This window comes from Pseudomonas sp. MG-9, assembly GCF_018729515.1.
GTDB classification, from domain to species: domain Bacteria; phylum Pseudomonadota; class Gammaproteobacteria; order Pseudomonadales; family Pseudomonadaceae; genus Aquipseudomonas; species Aquipseudomonas serboccidentalis.
This window is the reverse complement of record NZ_JAHHZH010000001.1, coordinates 746400-759512: the sequence shown is the minus strand read 5'-3', so window position 1 is coordinate 759512 and position 13113 is coordinate 746400. Positions and strand designations below refer to the sequence as shown.

Annotated in this window: 11 protein-coding genes and 1 pseudogene; 5 read left to right on the top strand and 7 right to left on the bottom strand. The window is 60.9% G+C overall.

Annotated features, from left to right (window positions below; genetic code table 11):
* The first annotated feature begins 78 nt into the window (after positions 1 to 78).
* The 4 genes and pseudogenes from KKQ10_RS03475 (at position 79) to KKQ10_RS28680 (ending at position 4465) form a co-directional block, all read left to right on the top strand.
* Positions 79 to 1197 carry a sugar diacid recognition domain-containing protein gene (locus KKQ10_RS03475; RefSeq protein ID WP_215500198.1) on the top strand — a complete coding sequence of 373 codons (1119 nt, stop codon included), beginning with the start codon at positions 79 to 81 and terminating at the stop codon, positions 1195 to 1197.
* 217 nt (positions 1198 to 1414) lie between these two features.
* Positions 1415 to 2554 carry a glycerate kinase gene (locus tag KKQ10_RS03470; protein WP_215500197.1) on the top strand — a complete coding sequence of 380 codons (1140 nt, stop codon included), beginning with the start codon at positions 1415 to 1417 and terminating at the stop codon, positions 2552 to 2554.
* Positions 2555 to 2839: 285 nt separating this feature from the next.
* Positions 2840 to 3607: pseudogene (locus KKQ10_RS28685) on the top strand (MCP four helix bundle domain-containing protein); the annotation flags it as partial.
* Positions 3602 to 4465, top strand: coding sequence for a methyl-accepting chemotaxis protein (locus KKQ10_RS28680; RefSeq protein WP_414893021.1), 864 nt, complete (start codon positions 3602 to 3604; stop codon positions 4463 to 4465). The pseudogene KKQ10_RS28685 and the gene KKQ10_RS28680, both read left to right, overlap by 6 nt.
* 51 nt (positions 4466 to 4516) lie before the next feature.
* Here the strand turns inward: KKQ10_RS28680 and KKQ10_RS03460 are convergent, their stop codons facing one another.
* A complete protein-coding gene (locus tag KKQ10_RS03460; protein ID WP_215500196.1) occupies positions 4517 to 5245 on the bottom strand; it encodes a hypothetical protein in 729 nt (242 codons plus the stop codon).
* A gap of 236 nt (positions 5246 to 5481) precedes the next feature.
* On the opposite strand from KKQ10_RS03460, the gene KKQ10_RS03455 reads away from it, so the two are divergent.
* Positions 5482 to 6669: a pyridoxal phosphate-dependent aminotransferase gene (locus KKQ10_RS03455; protein ID WP_215500195.1), complete on the top strand. Its 1188-nt coding sequence runs from the start codon at positions 5482 to 5484 to the stop codon at positions 6667 to 6669.
* Positions 6670 to 6786: 117 nt separating this feature from the next.
* On the opposite strand, the gene KKQ10_RS03450 is transcribed toward KKQ10_RS03455, so the two are convergent.
* From KKQ10_RS03450 to KKQ10_RS03425, 6 genes are all read right to left on the bottom strand, one after another.
* Positions 6787 to 7764 carry a 2-hydroxyacid dehydrogenase gene (locus KKQ10_RS03450; RefSeq protein WP_215500194.1) on the bottom strand — a complete coding sequence of 326 codons (978 nt, stop codon included), beginning with the start codon at positions 7762 to 7764 and terminating at the stop codon, positions 6787 to 6789.
* A gap of 14 nt (positions 7765 to 7778) precedes the next feature.
* The gene (locus tag KKQ10_RS03445) at positions 7779 to 9077 is read right to left on the bottom strand and encodes an MFS transporter (RefSeq protein ID WP_215500193.1); all 1299 of its coding nucleotides are present in this window, start codon (positions 9075 to 9077) and stop codon (positions 7779 to 7781) included.
* A gap of 104 nt (positions 9078 to 9181) precedes the next feature.
* On the bottom strand, positions 9182 to 10153 hold the full coding sequence (locus KKQ10_RS03440; protein WP_127647155.1) for a sugar kinase: 972 nt from the start codon (positions 10151 to 10153) through the stop codon (positions 9182 to 9184).
* Positions 10146 to 10928 (bottom strand): sugar phosphate isomerase/epimerase family protein, encoded by a 783-nt coding sequence (locus KKQ10_RS03435; RefSeq protein WP_215500192.1) that lies wholly within the window; start codon positions 10926 to 10928, stop codon positions 10146 to 10148. Before KKQ10_RS03435 ends, KKQ10_RS03440 begins: the two co-directional genes overlap by 8 nt.
* Before the next feature lie 154 nt (positions 10929 to 11082).
* A complete protein-coding gene (locus KKQ10_RS03430; RefSeq protein WP_353844736.1) occupies positions 11083 to 12108 on the bottom strand; it encodes a LacI family DNA-binding transcriptional regulator in 1026 nt (341 codons plus the stop codon).
* Between the two features lie 200 nt (positions 12109 to 12308).
* Positions 12309 to 12950, bottom strand: coding sequence for a DUF1345 domain-containing protein (locus KKQ10_RS03425; protein ID WP_215500191.1), 642 nt, complete (start codon positions 12948 to 12950; stop codon positions 12309 to 12311).
* Between the last annotated feature and the right edge of the window lie 163 nt (positions 12951 to 13113).

Below are 13113 nucleotides of genomic sequence, written 5' to 3'. Positions count from 1 at the left end.
GCCTGAGCACAGGGTTTGCCGCCAGACCCTGTGCGGGTGAACAACCTTGCGCCGCCTTGCTTAAGGATTTTGCCGATCATGTTCGAACTCGATCACGACCTCGCTCAGGATATCGTCGACCGGGCCATGGCCATTTTGCCCTACAACGTCAACGTCATGGACAGCCAGGGGCTGATCCTCGGCAGCGGCGAGCCGGAGCGCATCAACACCCGTCACGAAGGCGCGCAACTGGTGCTGGCCAACGGGCGCGTGGTGGAGATCGATGCGCAAACGGCGGTGCATCTGAAAGGTGTGCAGCCGGGGATCAACCTGCCGCTGTTGCTCGACCAGCGCCTGATCGGCGTGCTCGGCATTACCGGTGAGCCGGAGCAACTGCGCACCTACGCCGAACTGGTGCGCATGACCGCGGAAATGCTCGTCGGCCAGCGCAATCAGCAGGCCGAGCAGCAATGGCGGCGCCAGCGTTGCGATGACCTGTTGGCGTTGCTGTTGAGCGAAGCCGGGGACTCGCCGCGCCTGGTCGATGAGGCGCAGCAACTGGGGCTCAAGCCGCAATTGACGCGGGTGCCGTATCTGTTCGAACTGGGCCTGGAACATGGCCCGGGGCAGACCGTCGAGGCGTTGAGCGCCTGGCTGACCTCGCGTTACCCGGACAGCTGGTGCGTGAGTTCGGCCAAGTCGTCGTTGCTGTGGTGCCGCCCGGCGAGTCAGACCGTCGAGCATGATCGCTTGCTGGAAAAGCTCGATGGCCTCGGCTGGAACATTCTGCGCATCGCCGTGGGCGGACAGGCTGACGGGCTGGCCGGATTGCGCCGGTGCTATCGGCGGGTCGGCGATCTGCTCGCCTATGGCCGGGACGTGTTGCCGCACTCGCGATTACTGACGCTCAATCGCTATCGCTTGCCAGTGATGCTCTGGCGCCATCGCAATGATGATGCGCTGGACGAGTTGCTCAAACCGCTGCGCAAAGTCATCGCCAAGGACGGTAACGGCCAGTTACTCGCGACCCTGCGCAGTTGGTGTGAACACGATGGACAAAGCCAGGCGTGTGCCGATGCGTTGGGCATTCACCGCAACAGCCTGCGTTACCGGATGGAGCGGATTGCCGAAATCAGCGGGGTGGATCCGCTGCGGCTGGACGGGATGCTGGCGTTGTACCTTGGGGTGCAGTTGTTGCCGCAGACTGATCCGAGCTGATCGGGTGTTTTCTGAGACGCCGTGGCGAGCAGGCTCACTCCTACACTTGAAATGCGTTCCCCTGTAGGAGTGAGCCTGCTCGCGATAGGGCCGCAACATCCATCCCCAAGGCTTTTGTAGAAATGAACAATAAACGCCGATCGCGCTTGTGCAGCGGACAGGCGTCAATGCTCAGGCCGACTGGCAGCATGAAGGGCATTGGAACTGGAGAATTCGCATGAAGATCGTCATCGCCCCCGATTCGTTCAAGGACAGCCTGAGTGCCCAAGGCGTTGCCGAGGCCATTGCTCTGGGTCTGGCGCAAGTCTGGCCGCAGGCCACGCTGGTCAAATGCCCGATGGCCGACGGCGGCGAGGGGACGGTGGAATCGATTCTCGCCGCTTGCGAAGGCGAACTGCGTCGCGCCCGGGTACGCGGGCCGCTGGGTGCTTCTGTTGATGCCGCGTGGGGCTGGTTGCCGCATAACCACACTGCGATCATCGAAATGGCCGAGGCCAGCGGCTTGCAGCTGGTGCCGCCGGGACAGCGTGATGCCTGTATCAGCAGCACCTTCGGCACCGGTGAACTGATTCGCGCCGCGCTGGATGCCGGCGCGCAGCGGGTGATTCTGGCGATTGGCGGCAGCGCCACCAACGATGGCGGCGCCGGGGCCATGCAGGCACTCGGGGTGAAACTGCTTGATGCGCAGGGTCAGGCGTTGGTGCCGGGCGGTTTGGCCTTGGCACAGTTGTCGCGACTGGACCTGAATGATCTGGATCCGCGTCTGGCCCGGGTACGTTTCGACATCGCCGCCGACGTGAATAACCCGCTGTGTGGCCCACACGGTGCCTCGGCGATTTTCGGCCCGCAAAAAGGCGCGTCACCGGCCCAGGTGCAACAACTGGATCAGGCGCTGGGGCACTTCGCCGAACTGTGCGCGCAAGCGCTGGGCAAGGATGTTCGCGATGAACCGGGCAGTGGCGCGGCCGGCGGATTGGGTTTTGCCGCCAAGGCGTTTCTCGGCGCGCAATTTCAGGCCGGCGTCGACGTGGTGGCGGAACTGGTAGGCCTGGCCGAAGCGGTCAATGGCGCCGATCTGGTGATCACCGGTGAAGGCCGATTCGATGCGCAGACCTTGCGCGGCAAGACCCCGTTCGGCGTGGCGCGGGTCGCCAAGCAACATGGCGTGCCGGTGATCGTCATCGCCGGGACGTTGGGTGAGGGTTATCAGGAACTCTACGACCACGGCATCGACGCGGCATTCGCCGTGACCAGCGGCCCGATGACGCTGGAGCAAGCCTGCGCCGAAGCCCCGCGCTTGCTACGTGAGCGGGCGACCGACATCGCCCGCGTCTGGACGATGGCCGCGAAGTCCTGAGCAAACCCTGTAGGAGCTGCCGAAGGCTGCGATCTGTTGATCTTGAAAAAACAAAATCAAAAGATCGCAGCCTGCGGCAGCTCCTACAGAGAGCATGCAAGTGTTTCAGTATTGAAACACCTTGAAAAATAATTCTGTAACACACGAAACCTTCCTAAAGCCTGGCCGATACAGAGTTCAGGCGCACACAGATTCCCTTGAACAGTGACGCCGGACTGGCCCCGCCCCCAGGGCCAGTGAAGACGGCAAGGACGCTCGCAGCTACCTCTATCCGAGAGTCCAATCATGTCCTTGCGTAACCTGAATATCGCGCCCCGTGCCTTCCTCGGTTTTGCCTTCATCGCCTTGTTGGTGATCGTCCTTGGCGTGTTCGCCGTCAATCGCATGTCGACCATCCGCCAGGCCTCCATCGACATGGAGACCAATCAACTGCCCAGTGTCACGTACCTTGGCGTGGTGACGGAAAACGTTCTGCGCCTGCGGATTCTGTCGTTCCGGATTCTGGTCAACCGCGAGCCTGCCGCTCTGCAAGAAGCGCAGACGCGCATCGGCGTGCTGGTGGACAAGGTACGCAGCGCCCAGGCCAGCTACGCGGCATTGCCTGCCGGAAGCGAAGAGCTGGCGCAATACAAGGCGTTCGCTACGACATTGGACAACTACCTGCAAGCGCAAAACCAGATGTTGGAGCTGTCGCGCCAGGACAAGGTCGAGGAGATGCGCACGCTCATCAACACGCGCATCAAGGACGGCACCGACCAGATGGGCGAGCAGCTCAACAAGCTGATCGGGATCAACGCCGCAGGCGCCAAAGTCGCCTCCACTCAGGCCGGCGAGCATTACGACAGCGCCATTACCGGCATCATCATCGTTGCGGTGATTGCCGCGCTGGCCACGGTCTTGTTGGCACTGCTGCTGACCCGCAGCATCGTCACGCCGCTCAATCGCGCGGTGGCGGCGGCACAAACCATTGCTGAGGGCAACTTGAGCAAAACCATCGAAGTCGACGGCAAGGACGAAGCCACGCAGTTACTGCAGGCACTGGCTACCATGCAGACTAACCTGCGTAAAACCATCGAACAGATCGCCGGCTCCGCCACCCAACTGGGCGCTGCTGCCGAAGAACTCAGTGCGGTCACCGAAGAAGCCTCCCGTGGCCTGCAACAGCAGAACAACGAGATCGAACAGGCGGCGACGGCCGTCAACGAGATGACCGCAGCTGTGGAAGAAGTGGCGCGCAACGCCGTGTCGACCTCCGAAGCCTCGAACCAGTCGACTCAGGCCGCCCGCGAAGGTCGCGACCAAGTGGTGAAAACTGTCGACGCGATCCAGACCATGACCCACGACGTGCAGAACACCGCGCAGATGATCGAAGGCCTGGCCGCACAGGGCCGCGATATTGGCAAGGTGCTTGACGTGATCCGCGCCATCGCCGAGCAGACCAACCTGCTGGCCCTCAACGCTGCGATTGAAGCGGCACGTGCCGGTGAAGCCGGTCGCGGGTTTGCGGTGGTGGCGGACGAGGTGCGTGCCTTGGCCCATCGCACCGCGCAATCGACCCAGGAAATCGAAAAAATGGTCGCCGGTATTCAGAACGGCACCGGTGAAGCGGTTTCGTCGATGCAACAAAGCAACCAGCGTACCCAGACCACGCTGGAAATGGCCCGCGCCGCCGGCGTGGCGCTGGAGCAGATCACCCAGTCGATCCATCAGATCAACGAGCGCAACCTGGTGATCGCCAGCGCCTCGGAAGAACAGGCGCAGGTGTCTCGCGAAGTCGACCGCAACCTGGTCAACATCCGCGATCTGGCCACGCAATCGGCGGCCGGGGCCAACCAGACCAGCGCCGCCACCCATGAGCTGTCGCGACTGGCGGTGGATTTGAACGCCATGGTGGCGCGTTTTGTGATTTGAGAAATGCGATTGCGCCGACGAGTGCGTGCTCTCTTCGGCGAATCAACTGCTTCAAGACAAGTCTACTTTGATGAAAAGTGAGAGTGAACTCGGCCCCTGAATTCCTGCGCGACTTTTCAAACGATAGTAGGCAATTTTATTGCCATTGCCTTTCTCGCGAATAGTGTTGCCACTGAGCCTGACAATGGTGTCTGAGTCTGCATCTTTTACCTTGGTAGTTGAAACTGGATCAGCATCAAACGAGCCGTAATAAAAAGGGATGGTTTCGCCGAGTCGCTGTCCTTTGTAATGCGAAATAGTAATTAGAACTTCGTCGTTATTCGTATCCAGATAGTCCTGCGTAATACCTTGCCTGATGATTTCTGGAGGAAATTTCGGTGCTTGTCCTGGTTCTCCATCATTTGGAGCAGTTCTATCGACTGTAAAATAATTGGATTCTGAAAGTTCTACATTTCCTCCAAGGTTGACAGTGTAGTCAACTTCGTAAGTTCCTTCATTTGTAATGGGGCCAACGGGAATGTGGACCATAATAGGGAAAGTGCTCGGATCAATAGGGGTGGTAAAGGGAAAGCGCGTCTCACGCACTGGTATTCCTGATAAATTTAATTCGACATATCCCTGAATCCCTGGAAACATGTTTCCACGTGTAAAATCTGGGATCAGTACTCGCAGGGGAGATTCTAATATCTTTGTGGGGATCAGGTTTTCTTGGCCGCCCGGGATGTTTGCTAATGCATCTGGAATGACCGGTGGAGGGCTCTGGTTATTTAGCTTTTTCATGATTTGTTACTCCGTAATTGTAATGGGTTGGCAATAACCGAGTCAGGTTTGTACTGGATCATTAGATCGTTATGCTTGTGCCCCGGATACTGTCAACTCTGACAGCTAGACTGCTCAGTGATAGTTCTGCACTATGCGCAGTTGTACTTCTCGTTCACCTTGTAGCCCGAGTGGGTGGCGCGTTTCGTGATTTGAGATACGGTGAAGGCTGGACACCGCGCAATCAGGAGACGTGCATGCGCTATTCAGCCTTGACCCAACGCATCGCCGGGGAGGGCGCAGCGGCCTGGAAGATCCATGACCGAGCGCTGGCGTTGCGCGCCGAGGGGGTCGATATCCTGCTGCTGAGCGTGGGCGATCCGGATTTCGATACGCCATTACCGATCATCCACGGCGCCATCGACAGCCTGCTGGCCGGCGATACCCATTATTCCGAGGTGCGTGGCCGCCTGGCGCTGCGCACGTTGATCGCCGCCCGCCATCAGCGGCGCAGCGGTCAGGTGGTGGATGCCGAGCATGTGATCGTGCTGCCCGGCGCGCAATGCGCGGTGTATTCGGTGGCCCAATGCCTGTTGGACCCTGGCGATGAAGTGATCGTCGCCGAGCCGATGTACGTGACCTATGAAGGCGTGTTCGGCGCGTGCGGCGCGACGGTGGTGCCGGTGCCTGTGAGGCCGGAGAACGGCTTTCGGGTGGACCCCGCCGATGTCGCCACGCGGATCACCCGCAAGACTCGCGTGCTGTTGCTCAACAGCCCCAACAATCCGTCCGGCGCGAGCCTCTCCCTGCTGATCTGGCAAGAGCTGGCGGCGCTCTGCGTACGTCACGATTTATGGCTGATCAGCGACGAGGTCTACAGCGATCTGCTGTACGAGGGCGAGCACATCAGCCCGGCGAGCCTGCCGGGCATGGCCGAACGTACGGCGACCATCAACAGCCTGTCCAAATCCCATGCCATGACCGGTTGGCGGGTGGGCTGGTCGATCGGCCCGAAAGCGCTGGCCGAACATCTGGTGAACCTGTCGTTGAGCATGCTCTTCGGCCTGCCGGATTTCGTGCAGAAAGCTGCGGAGGTCGCGCTGCAAAGCGATCTGCCGCAAGTGATGCAGATGCGCGAGGAATACCGTTTGCGCCGCGACCTGGTGTGCGAGCGTTTGCGCGGTTGCCCGGGGTTGCAGCCGATTCTTCCGGATGGCGGGATGTTCGTGATGGTCGATGTGCGCCAGACCGGGTTTGGCGCGCAGGCGTTTGCCGAGCGGTTGCTGGAAGATTACGGCGTGTCGGTGCTGGCTGGTGAGGCGTTTGGGCCCAGTGCAGCGGGGCATATTCGCATCGGGCTGGTGCTGGACCGGGTGAAACTGGCCGATGCCTGTGCGCGGATTGCGTTGTGTGCGGTGCGGCTGTTGCAGGCGCGCAGTGCCTGACAGTTTTGTGTTGGCTGAAACGGCCTCATCGCGAGCAGGCTCACTCCTACAGGGAAACGCATTTCAAATGTAGGAGTGAGCCTGCTCGCGATGGCGATCGGACAGGCACTGAAGATTTCAGCCCTGCCAAGCCGCCGGATTCACCAGATTCGCCGGCTTCTCCCCACTCAAAGCCTGCAACAGACTCTCCACCGCACACCGCGCCATTGCCTCTCGCGTCTCATGCGTCGCCGACCCCATATGCGGCGTCGCCACCACATTGTTCAGCTGCAACAACGGCGAATCGTGATTCAACGGCTCACGCTCGAACACATCCAGCCCCGCCGCACGAATCCGCTGATGGCGCAGTGCGTCGATCAGCGCCGTTTCATCCACGACTTTGCCCCGCGAGATATTGATGAAGATGCTGTGCGGGCGCATCAACGCGAACTGCTCGGCGCCGATCAGGCCTTCAGTCTGTGCGGTCAGCGGCAAAGTCAGGCAGATGAAATCTGCCTCTTGCAGCAGCGCTTCAAGACTGCGGTACTGCGCATCGAAACGCGCCTCGACCGCCGGTTTGCGTGACTGACTGTGATAAAGCACCGGCATGCCAAAACCGAAATGCCCGCGCTGGGCCAAGGCCTCTCCGATACGGCCCATGCCGATGATGCCCAGGGTCTTGCCATGCACATCGGTGCCGAAATGCGCCGGGCCGATGTTGCGGTGCCACTGGCCGCTGCGCACCATGTTCGCCAGTTCCACCACGCGCCGGGCGGTGGCGAGGATCAGCGCGAAACCGGTGTCGGCGGTGGTTTCGGTGAGCACGTCCGGGGTATTGCTGAGCAGGATCTTGCGTCGCGTCAGGTAGTCGATGTCGTAGTTGTCGACGCCCACCGAGACGCTGGCAATCGCCTCCAGTTGCGGCGCGAGGTCGAGCAACGCGGCGTCGAGCTTCAGGCTGGCGCCGAGCAAACCGTGGGCGCCGGGCAGGGCGTCGCGCAGTTTCATCAGGCCATCGGCATCGAGGCTGTCGATCAGCGTCACGTCACAGTGTTGTTGCAGGCGCGTCATCAGCGCCGGCGAGAGTTTCTTGTACAGCACGACTTGCTTTTCCATGGGCAAAAATCTCTTCAGGAGTGAGCCGGCACGGGACGCGTGACTACGGCTTTGGCCACGACGCGATCACTGGCACCGGGCTTGAGAAAAATCGTCAGCACCACCGACAGCAGCAACGCGCCGCTCATCAGCAGGTACGAAGCGCCGGGCGAACCGGTGGAACTGTTCAGATAGCCGACCAGGTACGAACCGCCGAACGAACCGAGCGCGCCCATGCTGTTGATCAGCGCCATGGCGCCACCGGCGACGTTGGCCGGCAGGATCTCCGGAACGATGGCGAAGAACGGCCCGTAAGGCGCGTACATGCAGGCGCCGGCGATCACCAGCAGCGTGTACGACCACCAGAAATGCTCGGCGCCCAAGGCGTAGGAACCATAGAACGCAATGGAGGCGATCAGCAGCGGCGGCCAGACGAAGCGTTTGCGCTTTTGCAATTTGTCCGAGCCCCACGACACCGCGAGCATGCCGATCACCGCCGCCAGGTACGGCAGCGCCGACAGCCAACCGGCTTCGATCATGTCCATTTGCGCGCCGGCCTTGAGGATCGACGGCAGCCACAACACAAAGCCGTAGACGCCGATGCTCCAGCAGAAAAACTGCAGGGCCAGGATGATCACCTTCGGCGAACGGAACGCCTCGGCGTAGTTCTTCACCGCTTTGATGCCGACCTGTTCGGCGGCGAGAGCGCTTTCCAGGTCGTGCTTTTCCTGATCGCTCAGCCACGTGGCCTGGGCCGGACGATCATCGGCCAGTTTCCACCAGATAAACGCCCAGAGCACCGCCGGCAAGCCTTCGATGATGAACATCCAGCGCCAGCTGAAATGCTGCACCAGATACCCCGAGACCACCGACATCCACAGCATCGTTACCGGGTTGCCGAGGATCAGGAAGGTGTTGGCCCGCGAGCGTTCGGCGCGAGTGAACCAGTGACACAGGTAAACCAGCATCGCCGGCATCACCGCCGCTTCGACTACGCCGAGCATGAAGCGAATAACGATCAGCCAATAAGCGTTGGAAACCACGCCGGTCAGCGTCGCGAGCCCGCCCCAGAGAATCAGGCTGACGAAAATCAGCTTTTTCACGCTGTGTTTCTGCGCGTAGATCGCGCCCGGTATCTGGAAGAAAAAGTAGCCGAGGAAGAACAGCGCCCCGAGCAACGAAGACAGGCCCGGGGTGATCATCAGGTCGGCGGCCATGCCGGACGCGGCGGCGAAGCCGTAGTTGGCGCGATCCAGATACGCCAGGCTGTAGGTGATGAACACGATGGGCATGATGTACCACCAGCGGCGGGCGGCGAGGGTTGCAGTTTTCATGGTCTTGCTCCTGAGCTTGTTGTTTTTGTCGCAGCAGGTTCAATTAATGGGTTGTCTGGGCGGGCCTCATCGCGAGCAGGCTCACTCCTACAAGGGAACGCATTTCAAATGCAGGAGTGAGCCTGCTCGCGATCAGCGGCCTCGAATTCAGCGATCAGCTCGGACCGGGTCGGCAAACCCTCCATGTCCCCGCGACTCTGCACCGCCCGACTGCCAATCCAGTTCGCGCGTTGCACCGCCTCGGCAAAGCTCTGATGTTCCAGCAGGGCGCTGATCATGCCGACGGCAAACCCGTCACCCGCGCCGACGGTATCGACCACGGTCGCCACCGGCACCCCGGCGACAAAACCCTGATCCAGATGCGTGCGGTAATAGGCACCCTGCGGCCCCAACTTGATCGCCACGGCTTCGGCGCCCTGATCGAGATAAAACGCGGCGATGTCCGCCGGGTCTTCAAACCCGGTGAGCAAGCGGCCCTCGCTCAACCCCGGCAACACCCAATGGGCGAGGGCGGCGAGGCGGTTGATCTCGCGGATCATCTCTTGCTCGCTGGCCCACAGGCTCGGGCGCAGGTTCGGGTCGAACGACACGCTGCGCCCGGCATGGCGCATGCGTGTCATCAGCTCGAAAGACAGTTCCCGCGCGGTGGCTGAAAGCGCCGGTGGAATCCCGGTGGCGTGCAGGTGACGGGCGCTCAGCAGGCTGGCATTGATCGACTGTGGCGACAGATGACTGGCCGCCGAACCACGGCGGTAATACTCGACCTGCGGGTCGCTGCCATCGTCGTTGCGGGACTTGAACTGGAAACCGGTCGGGTGCTGGTGATCGACCGCGACATGGCTGCAATCCAGACCTTCCTTGATCAATGTCTCGACCACAAAACGCCCAAGGGAATCGTTGCCGATCCGGCTCAGCCACGCCACGTTGAAGCCCAGGCGCGACAGGCCGATCGCCACGTTACTGTCAGCGCCGGCGATGCGTCGGTGGAAGTGTTCGACTTCGGCCAGATCACCGGTCTGCTCGGCGACCAGCATCGCCATGGTTTCGCCAAACGACAGAATATCGAGATCAGACATGGGCAGGCTCCAGGCGCGATTGGCCAAGGCGGGCGAGGGCGGCGACGTGCTCGGTGGTCAGCGCCACCAGGTCATCGCCCTGCAACGGGTATTCGGCGGCACGCATAACGCCTTGGGCCATGTGCCGCAGCAGTTGTTCCCACACATGCAGATCACTGACGGCCGGTGGCACGGCGACCAGTTTGCCGTCGGCGCGGCGGGCTACGGCTTTGCAATGCACGTAGCCGACATGCCGCCCGAGCAGGCGTGCGGCGTTGGTGGCGGACTGATCCTGCCACTGCCAGTTGCCGATATCGAAGGTCATTTTGATCGGCAGGTTGTGCTGCTCGACGGCAGCAAAAAAGCGCTGGAATGGCTCGATGCGGCCGCCATGCAAGGTCTGGTCATTCTCCACCAGCAACTGCACCGGGCTGTTGCCCAGCAGTTGTTTCAGCACCTGCAGATCACAGTTGTCGGTGAAGTAACCGAGCGAGACTTTCAGCCATTTCGAGCCAAACGCCTCTGCATGTTGCAGGGCGCTGATCAACTCGGGATTGGGCCGCGACTGACCGGCAAGCCACAGTTCGGTCGGTGAGGAATAGATGCTTTGCAGACCCTGCGCCTGGGTGGCGGCCTGCAGTTGCTCAGGCACTTCACGGGTCAGCAGCTCTTCACGCCATTCGATGCGATCGGCGCCGGCAGCGGCCAGCACCTCGATGAAGAAGTCCTGCCCGCGCTGGCGTACAAGGTCGGCGCCGTAGCTGGACAGGCTGATGGAAACGGCAGGTTTATTCATTGTTATTTACCTCTGAAACCGGTTTCATTTTTGTTCAAAAAAAATCTGATGGATCTTTGTCGGGCTTTCGGGCGCCATCGCGAGCAGGCTCACTCCTACATTTTGAATGCGCTCCCCTGTAGGCGTGAGCCTGCTCGCGATGGCGCCACAACAATCACCGCAAAGATCCTTGGGTAGAACCCCGCTCAACCAGCACCGGCGCAAAATCCAGCCTGCGCACGGCCTCGACATTCCCACGCAAGCGCTTGAGCAGACACTCAAACGCCCGCGCCCCGATCTCGGCCGTCGGCTGGGCGAGGGCGGTAATGCCGTTGCCCACCAGCGGATACCAGTCCAGGTCATCCAGGGCAATCAGCCCCACGTCCTCGAACAACCGGCAACCGATTTCGCGCAGGGCGAGGGTGCAGGCCAGCGCGGCCACGCCGTTGGCGCAGAACAGTGCTTTGGGTCCGTTAGCCGGCGTGTTTAAAAAGTCTTGAAGATGCGTCGCAAGGGACGGGCCGGTTTCCAGTACCGCCCCGGTCAACCCGGAACGCTGGGCAATCTGCAACTGAAAACTGCTGACCCGTTCGATGCGCGAACTGGTGCCGTCAAAGGGTTCGGTCACCAGCAACATGTCGCGGTAGCCACGCTGTTCAAGGTGCGTGAGCGCCATCTCAACAGCTTGCGGGTTGTTCAGCCCGACCATGTCGCTGTCGAGGCCATCGACCTTGCGATCCACCAGCACCAACGGCATTTCGCGGTGCAGTTCGTGCAACTCCTCACGGTGATGCCCGAGGGTGTTCACGATCAGCCCTTCGATGTTGTACGAGCGCAACAGCGCCAGATGCTGGCGCTCCTGCTCGTCGTCGCGGTCGGTGTTGCACACCACCAGGCTGTAACCGTGCGCACGGCAGGCGGTTTCCACCCCGTGCATCACGGCAATCGAATAAGGGTTGCGGATATCGGCCACCAGCATGCCGATCAGGCGTGTGCGCCCGCGTTTCAGACCACGGGCCATTTGGTTCGGACGGTAGCCGAGTTCGCTGATGGCCTGTTCGATGCGCAAGGCAATGGCATCGGAGAGCAGGGCGCGGTCATCACCGATGAAGCGCGAGACGCTGGCCTTGGACACGCCAGCGCGTTCGGCGACATCGAGCATGGTCACGCGGCTGCGCTGGGCGGCGGAGAAGTCGTTCACGGTCTGAAAACCTTATTATTGGATGTGTTTGGTCCAACGGCTGGCATGGCGCTGAAACCGGTTTCAGGAAACACCAGAACCCGCTTGGTCGTCAAGTGAATGTAAGCGTATCTGTGACTGTCGGCGATGACTGGCACTGGACCGCGAACGCTCAAGCGCTCAATGGATCAGCCAATAACGTCTGGAAATGGGATATGGCCTTAGCCAAATAGTCCGGCGGCGATATTGATCGAAAACCCTAGAATCGCGGTATTGAAGACGAAGCCGATCAGCGATTGCGCCAACACGATCTTGCGAATATCGCGGGTAGCGACGCCGACGTCAGCGGTCTGCACCGCCACGCCGATGGTGAACGAGAAGTACAGAAAGTCCCAGTAGTTGGGCGTGGTCAGGCCTTCGGCGAAACGCAATGCCGGTTCCTTGCCATCCCAGGTGTAAAACAGGCGCGCGTAGTGCACGCAGAAGATCACGCCGATCAGCAGCCATGAACCCACGACCGTGAGCGCGGTAAACGCGTAGTGCAGAAGTTTGTGATGGGTATCCAGATCCTTGGTGCCGGCCAGCTCCAGAGTGATGGCGGCCAGGCTCGCCAACGCCGCAATACACACCACAAACAACACCAGTCCGGCGTTTTCGTCTTCGATGACGGCGATGCGTTTGACGTCCGGCGCCTTGGCGCGCGCGGCGAGCCATAACATCAGGATCAGGTAGGTCCAGACACCGGCGTTCCAGCCGATGAGAAAGTTGCCGACGATGGATTCGGCTGGGACCAGAAGACCGGTGGCAAGGCCGACCAGAGCGGCGGCGGACAGGCGAGGGTGGGTACGGGCGAGGAAGCGCATGGGGACTCGATGGGCGAGGACGTAGAAACACCTTAGCCCAGCGATGTGCTGCCTGACTACCAGCCAGTAAACCTTGTAGAAGTGAGCCTGCTCGCGATAGCGCTGGCATATTCAACACTGATGTTGACTGAATGGACGCTATCGCGAGCAGGCTCACTCCTAC